The following is an 18,775-nucleotide window of genomic DNA, read 5'->3' as shown; positions in this document are numbered from 1 at the left end:
TTCCCGATGGCGAATGAAGACAAGCTCCGCGAGTACCTCAAGCGGGTCACGGTCGAGCTGAGCGAGGCCCACGAGCGCCTGCGCGAGGCGGACGAGCGGGAGTCCGAGCCCATCGCGATCGTCGCCATGAGCTGCCGCTACGCGGGCGGGATCGACACCCCGGAGCAGCTGTGGGACCTGGTCGCGGACGAACGGGACGCCATCGCCGGCTTCCCGGCCGACCGCGGCTGGGACCTCGACGCGCTCTACCACCCGGACCCGGACCACCCCGGCACCAGCCACGTCCGCGAGGGCGCGTTCCTGGACGCCGCGGGCGGCTTCGACGCGGGCTTCTTCGGCATCTCGCCGCGCGAGGCCCTCGCCATGGACCCGCAGCAGCGGCTGCTGCTGGAGACCTCCTGGGAGGCCTTCGAGCGCGCGGGCATCGCCCCGTCCTCGGTGCGCGGCACCCGGGTCGGCGTCTACGTCGGCACCAACGGCCAGGAGTACGCCAAGGGCGCGCGCAAGCTGCCCGAGGACGTCGAGGGCTACCTCGCCACCGGCAACGCCGCCAGCGTCGTCTCCGGCCGCATCTCCTACACCCTCGGTCTCGAGGGCCCGGCCGTCTCCGTCGACACCGCCTGCTCCGCCTCCCTGGTCGCCCTGCACCTCGCCGTGCGCGCCCTGCGGGCCGGCGAGTGCACCATGGCGCTCGCGGGCGGCGTCACCGTGATGGCCACCCCGCTGCCCTTCGTCGAGTTCAGCCGCCAGCGGGCGCTGGCCGAGAACGGCCGCTGCAAGCCGTTCGCCGCCGCCGCCGACGGCACCGGCTGGGGCGAGGGCGCGGGCGTGCTGCTGCTGGAGAAGCTGTCGGACGCCCGCCGCAACGGGCACCAGGTGCTGGCGATGGTGCGCGGCAGCGCGATCAACCAGGACGGTGCCAGCAACGGCCTGACCGCCCCCAACGGCCCCGCCCAGCAGCGCGTCATCCGCGCCGCGCTGGCCGCTGCCCGCCTGACGGCGGACCAGGTGGACGTGGTCGAGGCGCACGGCACCGGCACCGTGCTCGGCGACCCGATCGAGGCCCAGGCCCTGCTCGCCACCTACGGCCAGGAGCGCACCGGGGACCCGCTCTGGCTGGGCTCGGTGAAGTCCAACATCGGGCACACCCAGGCCGCCGCCGGTGTGGCGGGCGTCATCAAGATGGTGATGGCGATGCGGCACGGCGTGCTGCCGCGCACCCTCCACGTCGACGAGCCGTCGCCGCACGTGGACTGGGCCTCCGGCGCGGTCGAGCTGCTGACGGAGGCGCGGGACTGGCCGGCGGGCGGACGGCCCCGCCGGGCCGCCGTCTCGTCCTTCGGGGTCAGCGGCACCAACGCCCACGTGGTGCTGGAGGAGGAGCCCGCGGCGGAACCGGCGGAGGCCGACGAGGTGCCGGTGGCCGGCGGCGTGGTGCCGTGGCCGCTCTCGGCCCGCAGCGGGGCGGCGCTGCGTGAGCAGGCCCGACTGCTGCTGGCGACGGCCGGGGGCGAGCGGCCGGCGGATGTCGGCCACACCCTGGCGACGGCCCGGTCGGTGTTCGAGCACCGTGCGGTGGTCGTCGGCGCGGGGAAGGCGGACCTGTTCGCCGGTCTCGCCGCGCTCGCCGACGGTGAGCAGGTGGCTCAGCTGGTCCAGGGCACGGCTGGGACGACCGGTGGGCCGGTGTTCGTGTTCCCGGGTCAGGGTTCGCAGTGGCTGGGCATGGCGCAGGGGCTGCTGGCGGATGAGCCGGTGTTCCGTTCCCGGATGGAGGAGTGCGCCAAGGCGCTGTCCCTGTATGTGGATTGGGATCTGCTGGAGGTCGTCTCGGGTGGGGACGGCGGGTGGATGGAGCGGGTGGACGTGGTCCAGCCGGTGCTGTTCGCCGTGATGGTCTCGCTCGCCGAGCTGTGGCGTTCGTACGGCGTGGAGCCGTCGGCGGTGGTGGGGCACTCGCAGGGCGAGATCGCCGCCGCTGCGGTGTCGGGCGCTCTGTCGCTGGAGGACGCGGCGCTGGTGGTGGCGCTGCGAAGCCAGGCGATCATCGAACTGTCCGGGCTGGGCGGCATGGTGTCCGTCCCGCTGCCCGCCGAGCAGGTGCGTGAACTCCTTTCGGGCCGTGAGGGCTTGTCCGTCGCGGCCGTCAACGGCCCCAACTCGGTGGTCGTTTCCGGCGATGTCGGCGCCCTGGATGAGCTGATGGAGCACTGCGTCGGGCAGGAGATCCGGGCGCGTCGGATCGCGGTGGACTACGCCTCGCACTCGACGCACGTGGAGCGCATCGAGGCCCGTCTCGCGGAGCTGCTGGCGCCGGTCACGCCCCGGGTTCCGGAGGTGCCGTTCCACTCCACCGTGACCGGTGAACTGGTCGACAGCGCTTCGCTGGACGGTGCGTACTGGTACCGAAACCTGCGCCAGACGGTCGAGTTCGGCAAGATCATCGACGCCCTGCTGGCGTCCGGCCACTCGCAGTTCGTCGAGGTGAGCGCCCACCCGGTGCTGACCGTCGGCATCCAGGAGGCCATCGACGCCGCCCATGCCGAGGCGAGCGTCCAGGGAACCCTGCGCCGTGACCACGGCGGCCGGGAGCGCTTCCTGACCGCCCTCGCCGAGGCCTGGTCCAACGGCGCGTCCGTCGACTGGGCCGCCCAGTTCCCCACGGCCCGCCGCGTCGACCTGCCCACCTACCCCTTCCAGCGCGACCGCTACTGGCTCGTCCCGGACCAGGAGGACGAGCCGTTCCGCGCGGGCACCCCCGGCGAACAGCGCTTCTGGACCGCCGTCGACGACGCGGACGCCGCCGGGCTGGCCGGCGCCCTGGGGATCACCGGGGACGAGGCCGAGGAGTCACTCCGGACGCTGCTGCCGCTGCTGACCTCCTGGCACCGCGCCGAGCAGGAGCGGTCGGTGGTCGACTCCTGGCGCTACCGGGCCGCCTGGCGGCAGCTGGACGGCGTTCCCGACGGGCGCCTGTCCGGCACCTGGCTGGTGGCCGTCCCCGAGCCGGCCGGTCCGCGGGCCGAGTCGGTGCTCGCCGCGCTGGCCGGATCGGACGCCGCCCTGCTCCGCTGCGCCCTGCCGGCCGGTGCGGACCGGGCGGCCGTCGCGGAGCGGCTGCGCGCGGCGCTCGCCGGTGCGCCGGAGGTCTCCGGCGTACTGTCGCTGCTCGCCCTGGACGAGCGGCCGCTGCCGGACCACCCGGTGGTCCCGGCGGGCCTGGCGGGCAACCTCGCCCTGGTCCAGGCGCTCGGTGACGCGGACGTGGACGCGCCGCTGCGGCTGCTCACCGCGGGCGCCGTCGCCACCGGCCCGCAGGAGCGGCTGGCGAACCCCGCGCAGGCCCTGGTCTGGGGCTTCGGCCGGGTGGTGGCCCAGGAGCACCCGCAGCGCTGGGGCGGTCTGGTCGACGTCCCGGCCGACCCCGAGGGCGACGCCGCCTTGGCGGCCCGGCTGGCAGGGGCGCTCACCGGCGCCGGCACCGAGGACCAGCTGGCGGTCCGTCCTGAGGGCGTCTTCGGCCGCCGCCTGCTGCCCGCGCCGTTCGACCCGTCGGCGGTCACCGAGGCCTGGCGCCCCGAGGGCACCGTGCTGGTCACCGGCGGCACCGGCGCGCTCGGCGGGCACGTCGCCCGCTGGCTGGCCGCCAACGGCGCCCGGGACCTGCTGCTGGTCAGCCGCCGGGGCGCAGACGCCCCGGGAGCGGCCGAGCTGGTCGAGGAGCTCGCCGCCCTCGGCACCCGCGCCGAGGCGGTGGCCTGCGACGTCGCGGACCGCGACGACCTGGCCCGGCTGCTCGCCGGGATCCCGGAGCACGCCCCGCTCACGGCGGTGGTCCACACGGCCGCGATCGTCGACGACAACCTGCTCGACGCGCTCACCGTCGACCAGGTCGCCCGCGCGCTCGCCGTCAAGGTCACCGCCGCCCGCAACCTGGACGAGCTGACCCGCGGGCTGGACCTCTCGGCCTTCGTCCTGTTCTCCTCGTTCGCCGGCACCTTCGGCCTCGCCGGCCAGGGCAACTACGCCCCCGGCAACGCCTTCCTGGACGCGCTCGCCGAGCAGCGCCGGGCCGACGGACTGCCCGCCACCTCGCTGGCCTGGGGCCACTGGGCCGGCGGCGGCATGGCCGAGGGCGCGGTCGAGTCCTCGCTGCGCCGGCGCGGCAGCGGCGAGCTGGTGCCCGAACTGGCGGTCACCGTGCTCCAGCAGGCGCTGGACGCCCGGGAGGTGTTCCTCGCCGTCGCCGACATCGCCTGGGACCGCTTCGTCCCGGCGTTCGGAGCCGGCCACGTCCGGCCGCTGATCAGCGAGGTGCCCGAGGTCGCCCGGATGCTCGACCGGCGTCCGGCCGGGTCGGCGCACACCGACGGCGCCGACCCGGCCTCCTTCGCCGCGCGGCTGGCGGCGCTGCCCGCCGCCGACCGGTCCGGGGCGCTGCTCGACCTGGTCCGCACCCGCACCGCCGGCGTCCTGGGGCACGCCTCCGCCGAGGACGTCGACCCGACCCGGGCCTTCCGGGACCTCGGCTTCGACTCCCTCACCGCCGTCGAGATGCGCAACCGTCTGACCGCCGCGATCGGCGTCAAGCTCCCCGCCACCCTGGTCTTCGACCACCCGACGCCGGCCGCGCTGGCCGACCACCTGCTGACCGAACTGCTCGGCGCCCAGCCGGACCGGGAGACCGCGGCGCTCGCCGACCTCGAACGCCTGGACGCCGAACTCGGCGACCTCGCCGCCGATCGGGAGACCGCCGACGCGGTGACCGCCCGACTCCAGCGGATGCTCTCCCGCTGGACCGCCCGCTTCGCCGAGACCGACGCGGACGCCGAAACGAACGTGCTGGACACGGCCACGGCCACGGCCGACGAGCTCTTCGCCCTCCTCGACAACGAGCTGGGGATGTCGTGACGACCGAAGACGCCGTGAACCGCGCCGCAGGACCGCACAACCCGGAGGGTACGCCCACGATGGACGCTCAGGACAAGCTGCTCGGCTACCTCAGGAAGGCGACCGCCGACCTCCAGTCGACGCGCCGCCGCCTGCACGAGCTGGAGTCCGCGGCCGACGAGCCGATCGCGATCGTCGCCCTGGGCTGCCGCTACCCCGGCGACGTCCGCGGCCCCGAGGACCTGTGGGAGCTGGTCCGCGACGGGCGGGACGCCGTCGCCCGGATCCCCGCCGACCGCGGCTGGGACCTCGACGCCCTCCACCACCCCGACCCGGACCACCCCGGCACCAGCTACGTGGTGGACGGCGGATTCCTCGACGGCGCGGGCGAGTTCGACCCGGCGTTCTTCGGGATCTCCCCGCGTGAGGCGCTGGCGATGGACCCGCAGCAGCGCCTGCTGCTGGAGACCTCCTGGGAGGCCTTCGAGCGGGCCGGCATCGACCCGCGGTCGCTGCGCGGCAGCCGGACCGGCGTCTTCGTCGGCATGACCTTCCACGACTACGCCACCGTCCTGCAGGAGTCCGGCGAGGACGTCGAGGGCTACGTCGGCACCGGCAACACCGCGAGCGTCGCCTCCGGCCGGCTCTCGTACGCCTTCGGCCTCGAGGGCCCGGCGGTCACCGTCGACACCGCCTGCTCCTCCTCGCTGGTCGCCCTGCACCTCGCCGCCCAGGCGCTGCGCAGCGGCGAGTGCACCATGGCCCTGGCCGGCGGCGTCGCGGTGATGTCCACCGCGCAGATGCTGGTCGAGTTCAGCCGCCAGCGCGGGCTGGCGGCGGACGGCCGCTGCAAGGCCTTCGCGGCCGCCGCCGACGGCTTCGGCGCCGGCGAGGGAGTCGGCGTGCTGCTGCTGGAGAAGCTGTCGGACGCCCGCCGCAACGGACATCCGGTGCTCGCGGTCGTCCGCGGCTCCGCCGTCAACCAGGACGGCGCCAGCAACGGCCTGACCGCTCCGAACGGCCCGTCCCAGCGACGGGTGATCCGTCAGGCCCTGGCCGCGGCCAACCTCGCGGCCCACCAGATCGACGCGGTCGACGCCCACGGCACCGGCACGGCGCTGGGCGACCCGATCGAGGCCCAGGCGCTGCTCGCCACCTACGGCCAGGAACGCGGCGAGGGCGGCGAGCCGCTCTGGCTCGGCTCGGTGAAGTCCAACATCGGCCACACCCAGGCCGCCGCCGGCGCCGCGAGCATCATCAAGATGGTCCACGCGATCCGGGCCGGCGTCCTGCCGAAGACCCTGCACGTGGACGAGCCGTCGCCGCACGTCGACTGGGCCTCCGGCGCCGTCGAGCTGCTGACCGAGAGCCGGCCGTGGCCGCAGACCGGTCGCCCGCGCCGGGCGGCGGTGTCGTCCTTCGGCATCAGCGGGACCAACGCGCACGTCATCATCGAGCAGGCCCCGGCCGAGGACGCCGCGGACTCCGAGGAGACCGGGCAGGAGCCCCGGACGGACGGCGGGGCGCGGCCGTTCGTGCTCACCGCGAAGGACGCCCGCGGCCTGCGCGAGCAGGCGGGCCGGCTCCGGACCTTCCTCGCCCGCGGCCTGGAGGTCGAACTCCCGGACGTGGCAAGCTCTTTGGCCGGTCGAACGGCCTTCGAGCAGCGCGCGGTGGTGCTGGCGGACGACCGGGCCGCCCTGGACGCGGGGCTGGAGGCGCTGGCCCGCGGGGGGTCCGCGCCGAACCTCGTCCAGGGCGCGGTGCGCGGCGGGAAGCTGGCGTTCCTGCTCACGGGGCAGGGGAGCCAGCGTCCGGGGATGGGCCGGGAGCTGTACGAGGCCTTCCCGGTGTTCGCGGCGGCCTTCGACGCGGTCTGCGCGCGGGTCGAACTGCCCCTGAAAGAGGCGGTGTTCGGGGAGGACGCTGACGTTCTCGCCCGTACCGAGTTCACCCAGGTCGCGCTGTTCGCGGTGGAGACCGCGCTGTTCCGTCTGTTCGAGAGCTGGGGGGTCCGTCCGGACTTCCTGGTCGGGCACTCGATCGGTGAGATCGCGGCCGCGCATGTCGCGGGTGTGCTGTCGCTGGACGACGCGGTGGCGCTGGTCGCGGCCCGTGGTCGGCTGATGCAGGCGCTGCCGGAGGGCGGCGCGATGGTGGCGGTCAAGGCCGCCGAGGCCGAGGTGTTGCCGCTGATGACCGCCCAGGTGAGCATCGCGGCGATCAACGGGCCCTCCTCCGTGGTGATTTCCGGGGACGAGTCCGAAGTGCTGGCGATCGCCGGGCAGTTCGAGAAGACCAAGCGGCTGAACGTCAGCCATGCGTTCCACTCCCCGCTGATGGACGGCATGCTGGCGGAGTTCCGGGCCGTCGCCGAGGGCCTGAGCTACGCCGAGCCGACGATTCCGGTGGTCTCCAACGTCACCGGCTCCGTCGCGACGGCCGAGGAGCTGTGCTCGCCCGAGTACTGGGTGCGGCACGTCCGCGAGGCCGTCCGCTTCCTCGACGGCGTGCGGGCCCTCGAAGCCGAGGGCGTCACCACCTTCGTCGAGCTGGGCCCCGACGGCGTGCTGTCGGCCATGGGCCAGGAGTGCGTCGAGGAGGGCGTGTTCGCGCCCGCTCTGCGCGCCGAGCGCCCGGAGACCGCGACCGCCCTCGCCGCGCCGGCCACCGCGTTCGTCGCCGGCCACGGCCTCGACTGGACGGCGCTGACCGGCGGCCGGACCATCGAGCTGCCGACCTACCCGTTCGACCGGCAGCGCTTCTGGCCGCGCCGCCGCACCGTCGCCCCCGCCGCGCCGGCGGCGGACCCGGCGGACACCGACTTCTGGCAGAGCGTCGAGGCCGGGGACGTGGCAGCGGTCGCGCGGACGCTCGCCGTCGACGCCGGCGCTTCTCTGGACTCCGTCCTGCCCGCGCTGTCGAACTGGCGCGCGGAGCGCCGGAAGCAGTCCCTGCTCGACGGCTGGTTCTACCGCGCCACCTGGCGCCCGCTCGACCAGCTCGCCCCGGCCGCCCCGGTGGCCGGCTGCCTGGCCGTCGTTCCGGCCGGGCACGAGCAGGACCCGGTCGTCACCGGGGCGCTCCGGGCGCTCGCCCACCACGGCACGGACGTCCGCACCCTGGTGGCCGATCCGGCCGCGAGCCGCGCCGACCTGGCCGAACTGCTGCGCGCCGCCTCGGCGGACGCTCCGGCGGCGGAGCTGGTCCTGTCGCTGCTCGCCCTCGCCGAGGGCACCCACCCCGAGCAGACGGTGGTGCCGCTGGGGACCGCCGCGACCGCGACGCTGCTGCAGGCGATGGCCGACGCCGAGCTGACCGCCGCCCGGCTCTGGACGGTTACCCGGGGTGCCGTCTGCGCCGGCCACGGCGACCGGCCGGCCGACCCGGCCCAGGCGATGGTCTGGGGTCTGGGTCGGAGTGCGGGTCTGGAGCTGCCGGGTCGTTGGGGTGGTCTGGTGGATCTGCCCGAGGTGGTGGATCGGCGTGCCGGTGAGCGTCTGGTGTCGGTGCTGGCGGGTGTCGGTGGCGAGGACCAGGTCGCGGTGCGGGCGAGTGGTGTGTTCGTGCGTCGTCTGGTGCGGGTGTCGGCTGCGGGTGTGGCGGGTGGGGTGTGGCGTCCGTCGGGTGCCGTGCTGGTCACTGGTGGTACCGGTGCGCTGGGTGGGCAGGTGGCTCGTTGGCTGGCGGTGAACGGTGCCGGTCATGTGGTGCTGACGAGCCGGCGCGGGCTGGAGGCGCCGGGCGCGGTCGAGCTGCGGGACGAGCTGGCCGGGTTGGGCACGCGGGTGAGTGTGGTGGCCTGTGACGTGAGCGACCGTGCGGCGGTGTCGGAGCTGCTGGCGGAGTTCCCGGTGTCGGCCGTGGTGCACACGGCGGGCGTGCTGGACGACGGTGTGGTGGAGTCGCTGACGCCGGAGCGGTTCGCGTCGGTGCTGCGGGCCAAGGCCGAGTCGGCGCGCGTTCTGCACGAGTTGACGGCCGGGCTGGACCTGGACGCCTTCGTCCTCTTCTCCTCCACCGCCGGGACCTTCGGCGCCCCCGGCCAGGGCAACTACGCGGCGGCCAACGCCTACCTGGACGCGCTCGCCGAGCAGCGCCGGGCCGCCGGCCTGCCCGCCACCTCCATCGCCTGGGGCGCCTGGGACGGCGGCGGCATGGCCACCGACGACGCGGCGGTGCGGGCCCGGCTGGCCCGCACCGGAGTCCCGGCGATGCCGCCGGCGCAGGCGCTCGCCGCGCTGGAGCGCTGCCTGGCGCAGGGCCACGGCGCGGTCTCGGTGGTCGACGTCGACTGGGAGCGCTTCGTCCCCGGCTTCACCGCGACCCGGCCCAGCCCGCTGCTCGCGGACCTTCCGGAGGCCGCCCCGGCCACCCCGGCCCGGGGCACCGCGACCGCCGCCGGGGGCGAGGACGCCTCGGCCCTGCACCGGCTGCGCGGGCTCTCCCGGCCCGAGGCCCGGACGGCGACCCTGGAACTGGTCCGGGAACACGTCGCGGCCGTGCTCGGCCACGCGGGCGCCGACGCCGTCGGCGAGACCAGGGCCTTCAAGGAACTGGGCTTCGACTCGCTGACTGCCGTCGAACTGCGCAACCGCCTGAGCGCCGCCACCGGCCTCAAGCTGCCCGCCAGCCTGGTCTACGACCACCCGACCCCGGCGGCGCTCGCCGACCGGCTCACCGACGAACTCCTCCCCGACACCGCCGAGTCCGGCACGGCCGGGCAGCTCCCCGCGACGGCGGCGGACGAGGACCCCGTCGCGATCGTGGCCATGTCCTGCCGCTTCCCCGGCGGCGTGGACAGCCCCGAGGCCCTGTGGCGGCTGATCGCCGCCGAGGGCGACGTCGTCACCGGCCTGCCCACCGGCCGTGGCTGGGACCTCGACGCGCTCTACCACCCGGACCCGGACCGCAAGGGCACCTTCTACGCCCGCGAGGGCGGATTCCTGCACGAGGCGGGCGAGTTCGACGCCGCGTTCTTCGGCATCCCGCCGCGTGAGGCGCTCGCGATGGACCCGCAGCAGCGCCTGCTGCTGGAGACCTCCTGGGAGGCCTTCGAGCGGGCCGGCCTCGACCCGCAGTCCCTGCGCGGCAGCCGGACCGGCGTCTTCGTCGGTACCAACAGCAACGACTACGTGACCCTCCTCCAGCAGTCCGACGAGGACCTGGAGGGCTACCTGATGACCGGCAACGCCGGAAGCGTGCTGTCCGGCCGCCTCTCCTACTCCTTCGGCCTTGAGGGCCCGGCGGTGACGGTGGACACCGCCTGCTCCTCCTCGCTGGTCGCGCTCCACCTGGCCGCGCAGGCGCTGCGCAACGGCGAGTGCTCGCTCGCCCTGGCCGGCGGTGTGGCCGTCATGTCGACGCCGGCCGCCTTCGTGGAGTTCAGCCGCCAGCGCGGCCTCGCCGAGGACGGCCGCTGCAAGGCCTTCGCCGCCTCGGCCGACGGGACGGGCTGGGGCGAGGGCGTCGGCATGCTGGTGCTGGAGCGCCTCTCCGACGCCGAGCGCAACGGGCACCGGGTGCTCGCGGTGGTGCGGGGCTCGGCCGTCAACCAGGACGGTGCCAGCAACGGCCTGACCGCCCCCAACGGGCCGTCGCAGCAGCGGGTGATCCGCGCGGCGCTGGCCGGCGCCGGGCTGTCGGCCGCCGAGGTCGACGCCGTCGAGGCGCACGGCACCGGCACGGTGCTGGGCGACCCGATCGAGGCCCAGGCGCTGCTGGCGACGTACGGGCAGGAACGCACCGGGGAACCGCTGTGGCTCGGTTCGGTGAAGTCCAACCTGGGCCACACCCAGGCCGCCGCCGGTGTCGCGGGCCTCATCAAGATGGTCATGGCGATGCGGGAGGGCGTGCTGCCGCGCACCCTGCACGTCGACGAACCGACCCCCGAGGTCGACTGGACCTCCGGTGCCGTCGAGCTGCTGACCGAGGCCCGGCCCTGGCCGGAGCCCGGCCGACCCCGACGGTTCGGCGTGTCCGCCTTCGGCGTCAGCGGGACCAACGCGCACGTGATCGTCGAACAGGCCCCGGCCACCCTGCCGGACGCCGGACAGGCGGTGCACGAGGACTCCGGCGAGGACGGCCGGGCGGTGCCCGTCGTGCTGTCCGCCCGGACCGGCGCCGCGCTGCGCGCCCAGGCCCGCCGACTGCTCGACCACCTGGACGCCGACCCCGGGCTGAGCCTGACCGACACCGCGCGGGCGCTGTCCACCGGGCGGACCGCCTTCGAGCACCGCGCCGCCGTGGTGGCGGACAGCCGCGACGCGCTCGGATCCGCCCTGCGGGCGCTGGCCGAGGGCGGTACGGCCGCCGGGCTGGTGACGGGTGCCGCCTCGGGCGGCAAGCTGGCGTTCCTGTTCACGGGGCAGGGCAGCCAGCGTCCCGGCATGGGGCGTGAGTTGTACGAGGCGTACCCGGTGTTCGCGGAGGCCTTCGACGCCGTCTGCGCTCGGGTCGAACTGCCGCTGCAGGAGGCCGTGTTCGGGGAGAATGCGGACGTTCTCGCCCGCACCGAGTACACGCAGGTCGCGCTGTTCGCGGTGGAGACCGCGCTGTTCCGGCTGGTGGAGAGTTGGGGGGTCCGTCCGGACTTCCTGGTGGGCCACTCGATCGGTGAGATCGCGGCCGCGCACGTGGCCGGGGTGCTGTCGCTGGACGACGCCGTCACCCTGGTTGCGGCGCGTGGCCGGCTGATGCAGGCGCTGCCGGAGGGCGGCGCGATGGTGGCGGTCAAGGCCGCCGAGACCGAGGTGCTGCCGCTGCTCACGGACAGCGTCAGCATCGCCGCGATCAACGGGCCCTCCTCCGTGGTGATTTCCGGCGACGAGGCCGAAGTGCTGGCGATCGCCGCGCAGTTCGAGAAGACCAAGCGGCTGAGCGTTTCGCACGCCTTCCACTCGCCGCTGATGGACGGCATGCTGGCGGACTTCCGCCGGATCGCGGAGGGCCTGACGTACAGCGCCCCGCGCATTCCGGTCGTCTCCAACGTCACGGGTGCCCTGGCCACCGTCGAGGAGCTGTGCTCGCCCGAGTACTGGGTGCGCCACGTCCGCGAGGCCGTCCGCTTCGCCGACGGCATGCGCGCCCTGGAGGCCCAGGGCGTCAGCGTCTTCGTCGAGCTGGGCCCCGACGGCGTGCTCTCGGCCATGGGCCAGGAGTGCGTCGAGCAGGGCGTGTTCACCCCGGCGCTGCGCGCCGAACGCCCGGAGACCGCGACCGCCCTCGCCGTGCTCGCCGAGCTGTACGTCGCCGGCCGGACGCCCGACTGGACGGCGCTGTTCGCAGCGGCGCCGTCGGTGGCGGCCGCGCTCCCGACCTACGCCTTCCAGCGCGAGCTGTACTGGCCCCGGCTGCCCGAGCCCCTGGTCGACGACCGGCTGAGCTACGGCATCGGCTGGGAGCGCACCGCCGACCGGTCCGCCCGTGCGGTGTCCGGCCGCTGGCTCGTCGTCTCCCCGGCCGACTGCGTGAACGGGAGCCTGGTCGCGGACTCGGTCGCGGCGCTCACGGAGCACGGTCTCGACGTGCGGCACGTCACGCTGTCCGGTGAGGACACCGACCGGCAGGCGCTGGCGGAGTTGCTGCGCGCCGAGGCCGACGGAGGTCTCGACGGTGTGCTCTCGCTGCTGGCGCTCGCCGACGAGGACGAGGCCGTTGCCGGGGCGACCCGTGGCCTCGGCGGCACCCTCGGCCTGCTCCAGGCCCTGGGCGACGCCGACCTCGAAGCGCCGCTGTGGGCGGCGACCTCCGGGGCGGTCACGGTCGACGGGACGGGTGACCGGCTGCGTTCGGCCGCCCAGGCGATGGTCTGGGGTCTGGGTCGGAGTGCGGGTCTGGAGCTGCCGGGTCGTTGGGGTGGTCTGGTGGATCTGCCCGAGGTGGTGGATCGGCGTGCCGGTGAGCGTCTGGTGTCGGTGCTGGCGGGTGTCGGGGGCGAGGACCAGGTCGCGGTGCGGGCGAGTGGTGTGTTCGTGCGTCGTCTGGTGCGGGTGTCGGCTGCGGGTGTGGCGGGTGAGGTGTGGCGTCCGTCGGGTGCCGTGCTGGTCACCGGTGGTACCGGTGCGCTGGGTGGGCAGGTGGCTCGTTGGCTGGCGGTGAACGGTGCCGGTCATGTGGTGCTGACGAGCCGGCGCGGGCTGGAGGCGCCGGGCGCGGTCGAGCTGCGGGACGAGCTGGCCGGGTTGGGCGCGCGGGTGAGTGTGGTGGCCTGCGACGTGAGCGACCGTGCGGCGGTGTCGGAGCTGCTGGCGGAGTTCCCGGTGTCGGCCGTGGTGCACACGGCGGGCGTGCTGGACGACGGTGTGGTGGAGTCGCTGACGCCGGAGCGGTTCGCGTCGGTGCTGCGGGCCAAGGCCGAGTCGGCGCGCGTTCTGCACGAGTTGACGGCCGGGCTGGACCTGGACGCCTTCGTCCTCTTCTCCTCCACCGCCGGCGCCCTCGGGTCCGCCGGTCAGGGGAACTACGCGGCGGCCAACGCCTTCCTGGACGCGCTCGCCGAGCAGCGCCGGGCCGCCGGCCTGCCCGCCACCTCCATCGCCTGGGGCCCCTGGGCGGGCTCCGGCATGGCCGCCGACGGCGGTGCCGTCGAGCAGCGCCTGCGCACCGCCGGTATCGCGCCGCTGGCCCCCGAGCGCGCCGTCGAGGCGCTGGCCCGGGCCGTCGCCCGGCCGGCCGCCGTCCGGGTCGTGCTCGACGTCGACTGGGAGCGCTACGTCGCGGCCGCCCCGACCGGCGCCCTGCTGTCCGGCCTGCCCGAGGTGCGCCGGGCGCTGTCCTCGGCGACCGCCCCGGCGGACGACTCCTCCTTCGCCGCCCGCCTGGCGGGCCTCGGCGAGGCGGAGCGGGCCCGGGTGCTGATCGACCTGGTCCGCGCCGAGGCGGCCACCGTCCTCGGCCACGACGGCTCGGACGCGGTCGGTGCGGACCGCGCCTTCCGCGATCTCGGCTTCGGCTCGCTCACCTCGGTGGAACTGCGCAACCGGCTCGCCGCGGCGACCGGCCTGAAGCTGCCCGCGACCCTGGTCTTCGACCACCCGACCCCGCAGGCCCTCGCCCGTCACCTCGGCGACGAACTGCTCGGCACCGGCGCCGCGGCGCCGCTGCCGGCGGTCCGTACCGGCGCCGCGGACGAGCCCATCGCGATCGTCGCCATGGCCTGCCGCTTCCCTGGCGGGGTCGAATCCCCGGAGGACCTCTGGCAGTTGGTGACGGACGGCCGGGACGGCATGACCGCCTTCCCGACAGACCGGGGCTGGGACCTCGACGCGCTCTACGACCCGGACCCCGAGCAGCCCGGCACCCACTACGCCCTGCGGGCCGGATTCCTCTCCGGCGCCACCGAGTTCGACGCCGACTTCTTCGGCATCAGCCCGCGCGAGGCGCTGGCGATGGACCCGCAGCAGCGCGTCCTGCTGGAGACCTCCTGGGAGGCCTTCGAGCGGGCCGGCCTCGACCCGGCCTCGGTGCGCGGCAGCCGGACCGGCGTCTTCATCGGCTCCAACGGCCAGGACTACGCGGCGCTGCTGCTCCAGGACCCGCAGAGCGTCGAGGGGTACATCGGCATCGGCAACGCCGGCAGCGTCGTGTCGGGCCGCATCGCCTACACCTTCGGTCTTGAGGGCCCGGCGGTGACGGTGGACACGGCCTGCTCGGCCTCGCTGGTCGCCCTGCACCTGGCCGCGCAGTCGCTGCGCAGCGGCGAGTGCTCGCTCGCCCTGGCCGGTGGCGCCACCGTGATGGCCACCCCGACCGCCTTCATCGAGTTCAGCCGCCAGCGCGGCCTGGCCGCCGACGGCCTGTGCAAGGCCTTCGCGGCCTCGGCCGACGGCACGGGCTGGGGCGAGGGCGTCGGTATGCTGGTGCTGGAGCGGTTGTCCGACGCGCAGCGCAACGGCCACCAGGTGCTGGCCGTCGTGCGCGGCAGCGCCGTCAACCAGGACGGTGCCAGCAACGGGCTCACCGCCCCGAACGGGCCGTCGCAGCAGCGCGTCATCCGCGAGGCGCTGGCCGATGCCCGACTGTCGGCCGCCGAGGTCGACGCCGTCGAGGCGCACGGCACCGGCACGGTGCTGGGCGACCCGATCGAGGCCCAGGCGCTGCTGGCGACGTACGGGCAGGAACGCACCGGGGAGCCGCTGTGGCTGGGCTCGGTGAAGTCCAACCTGGGCCACACCCAGGCCGCCGCCGGTGTGGCAGGCCTCATCAAGATGGTCATGGCGATGCGGGAGGGTGTGCTGCCGCAGACCCTGCACGTGAACGAGCCTTCGCCGCACATCGACTGGGCCTCCGGTGAGGTCCGGCTGCTGACCGAGGCCCGGCCCTGGCCGGAGACCGGACGCCCGCGCCGCGCGGCCGTCTCCTCCTTCGGCATCAGCGGGACCAACGCCCACACGGTCATCGAGCAGGCCCCGACGGTCGAGCCGGCCGAGGCCGGGACCGAGGCCGAGCGGCCGGCCGGACCGGCCGTGCGACCGCTGCTGCTGTCCGGTGCCACGGAGCGGGCACTGCGCGACCAGGCGTCCCGGCTGCTGGAGCACGCCGACGCCCACCTGGACCAGGAGTCGGACCTCGGCGACCTCGCCCATGCGCTCGGTACGACGCGGGCCGGCCTGGCCCACCGGGCCGCGGTGGTCGCGGAGGACCTCGCCTCGTTCCGGGGTGGTCTGGCGGCGCTGGCCGAGGGCGGTACCGCCGCCGGACTGGTGCAGGGTGTCGCGGGTGCCGGGCGGACGGCGTTCCTGTTCACGGGGCAGGGCAGCCAGCGTCCGGGCATGGGCCGGGAGCTGTACGAGGCCTACCCGGTGTTCGCGGACGCCTTCGACGCCGTCTGCGCGCGGGTCGAACTCCCGCTGCGAGAGGCGGTGTTCGGGGAGGAAGCGGACGTTCTCGCCCGTACGGAGTTCACCCAGCCGGCGCTGTTCGCCGTCGAGGTGGCGCTGTTCCGCCTCTTCGAGAGCTGGGGTGTGCGGCCGGACGTCCTGGTCGGGCACTCGGTGGGCGAGCTGGCGGCCGCGCACGTCGCGGGCGTCCTTTCGCTGGACGACGCCGTTGCGCTGGTGGCGGCGCGTGGCCGGCTGATGCAGGCGCTGCCCGAGGGCGGTGCGATGGTGGCGGTCAAGGCCACCGAGGCCGAGATCCTGCCGCTGCTCACGGACAACGTCAGCATTGCCGCCATCAACGGGCGCTCCTCGGTGGTGATTTCCGGTGACGAGGCCGAAGTGCTGGCGATCGCCGCGCAGTTCGAGAAGACCAAGCGGCTGAGCGTTTCGCACGCCTTCCACTCGCCGCTGATGGACGGCATGTTGGCGGACTTCCGCCGGGTGGCGGAGGGTCTGACCTATTCGGCGCCGCAGATCGCCGTGGTCTCCAACGTCACGGGTGCCCTGGCCACCGCCGAGGAGCTGTGCTCGCCCGAGTACTGGGTGCGCCACGTCCGCGAGGCCGTCCGCTTCGCCGACGGCATGAGCGCCCTCGAAGCCCAGGGCGTCAGCGTCTTCGTCGAGCTGGGCCCCGACGGCGTGCTCTCGGCCATGGGCCAGGAGTGCGTCGAGCAGGGCGTGTTCACCCCGGCGCTGCGCGCCGAACGCCCGGAGGCGCAGACCGCGCTGACGGCCCTCGCGACCGTTCACGTCCATGGGGTCGCCGTGGACTGGCACGGTGTGTTCGCCGGTGCGGGTGCGCGCCGGGTCGAGCTGCCGACGTATGCCTTCCAGCGGCAGCGCTACTGGCCGCAGGCGCCGACCGGTGCTCGGGCGGACGTCACCTCGGCCGGGCTGGTCTCGGCCGGGCACCCGCTGCTCGGTGCCGCCGTCGCCCTGGCCGACACCGACGGCTACCTGTTCACCAGCCGTCTCTCGCTGGCGACCCACCCGTGGCTGGCCGATCACGCCATCATGGGCACGGTCCTGCTGCCGGGCACGGCGTTCGTCGAGCTCGCCCTGCACGCCGGTGACCAGCTCGGCTGCGGCCGGCTGGACGAGCTGACGTTGGAGGCGCCGCTGGTGCTTCCCGCCCGGGGCGGTGTCGTCCTCCAGCTCACGGTGGAGGCCCAGGATGAATCCGGGCGGCGGCAGTTGGCCGTGCACTCGCGTGCCGGGGACGCCTCCGACGAGCAGCCGTGGACCAGGAACGCGACCGGCGCGCTGTCGGCGCAGGAGCCGACCGCCGGTGTCGAGCTGACGGAGTGGCCGCCGCAGGGTGCCGAGCGGGCTGAACTGGGCGACCTCTACGAGCGGTTCGCCGCGCGCGGCTTCGCCTACGGTGCGGTCTTCCAGGGCCTGCGGTCCGCCTGGGTGCGCGGCGAGGAGGTGTTCGCTGAGGTGTCGCTGCCCGGCGAGCCGGCCGGGGACGGGGCGGCCTTCGGTCTGCACCCGGCGGTGCTGGACGCCGCGCTGCACGGAGCCTTCCTGCGGCACGCGGACGACACCGAGGGGCGGCTGCCGTTCTCGTGGACCGGAGTCTCGCTCCACGCGACCGGTGCGTCGAGCGTCCGGGTGCACCTGGCCCCGGCCGGTGCTGACGGTACGGCCATCATGGTGGCGGACGCCGCCGGGCGGCCGGTCGCCACGGTGGAGTCGCTGGTGGCGCGCCCGGTCTCGGCCGACGCCATCGCCGAGGCGAACGACGCGTTCCGGGACTCGCTGTTCCGCCTGGAGTGGACCCCGGTCACCGTCACCGGTACGCCGGAGACGAGTGGTTGGGCCGTGCTCGGCGCGACCGATCTGCCGGTGCTGGGCGGTCTGCGGCAGGTGGCGGATGTGGCCGCGCTGGCGGCGGTGGTGGACCAGGGCGCCGTGGTGCCCGAGGTCGTGGTCGCGGTCGTGGACGGCGACGGCGACGGCGATGCAGGCGTTGACGGCGGGGTCGCGGTGGTGGCCCGGTCGGTGGTGGCGCGGGTGCTGGAGCTGGTGCGCGGCTGGCTGGCGGAGGAGCGGTTCGCCGCTTCGCGGCTGGTCGTGGTGACGCGTGGTGCGGTGGCCGTGGGTGCGGGGGAGAGCCCGGAGCTGGCGGTGGCGGCGGTGTGGGGTCTGGTGCGTTCGGCTCAGACGGAGAACCCGGGTCGGCTGGTGCTGGTGGACGTGGACGGTGCGGCGGAGTCGCTCGCGGCTCTGGGCGCCGCCCTGGCCACCGGCGAGCCCCAACTCGCCCTGCGTGAAGGCGCGGTGCTCGCTCCGAGGCTCGCTCGCGGCGCCACCGGTGGCGCGCTGGCGGTGCCCGCGGGTGCCCCGGCCTGGCGGCTGGACGCGATCGAGCGCGGCACCCTGGAACACCTGGTGCTCCGGCCGGCCGACGACGCCGCGGCGCCGCTGGCCGCCCACGAGGTCCGGGTCGCGGTCCGCGCGGCGGGCCTCAACTTCCGTGACGTCCTGATCCCGCTGGGCATGTACCCCGACAGCGCGGCCCGGATGGGCAGCGAGGGTGCGGGTGTCGTCCTGGAGGTCGGTGCCGACGTGACCGGCCTGGCCCCGGGTGACCGGGTGATGGGCCTGCTGACCGGCTGCTTCGGACCGGTGGCCGTGACGGACCACCGCATGCTCACCCGGATCCCCGAGGGCTGGTCGTACATCCAGGCCGCCTCCGTTCCGATGGTGTTCCTGACGGCGTACTACGCGTTGGTGGATCTGGGTGGTCTGCGGGCGGGTGAGCGGGTGCTGGTGCATGCCGCCGCCGGTGGTGTCGGGATGGCGGCGGTGCAGTTGGCGCGGCATCTGGGTGCCGAGGTGTTCGGTACGGCGAGCCCGGGCAAGTGGGAGGCCCTGCGGGCCTCGGGTCTGGATGACGCGCACATCGCGAGCTCGCGGACGCTGGAGTTCGAGGGTGCGTTCCTGGCGGCCACGGGTGGTGCCGGGGTGGATGTGGTGCTGGACGCGCTGGCGGGTGAGTT

2 protein-coding genes are annotated in these 18,775 nt (G+C 75.0%); both read left to right on the top strand.

Annotated features, from left to right (window positions below):
* The first annotated feature begins 6 nt into the window (after window positions 1–6).
* Complete coding sequence (locus tag ACWDBE_RS37190; RefSeq protein ID WP_449810185.1) at window positions 7–4,911, top strand: type I polyketide synthase; 4,905 nt, start codon at window positions 7–9, stop codon at window positions 4,909–4,911.
* The coding region (locus tag ACWDBE_RS37185; protein ID WP_449810184.1) for a type I polyketide synthase at window positions 4,908–18,775 on the top strand (13,868 nt) is incomplete at its 3' end. The genes ACWDBE_RS37190 and ACWDBE_RS37185, both read left to right, overlap by 4 nt.

The sequence above is a fragment of the Kitasatospora sp. NPDC001132 genome (assembly GCF_053598415.1).
The sequence above is the reverse complement of the archived record's forward strand: the minus strand, read 5'-3'. Positions and strand labels throughout refer to the sequence as shown.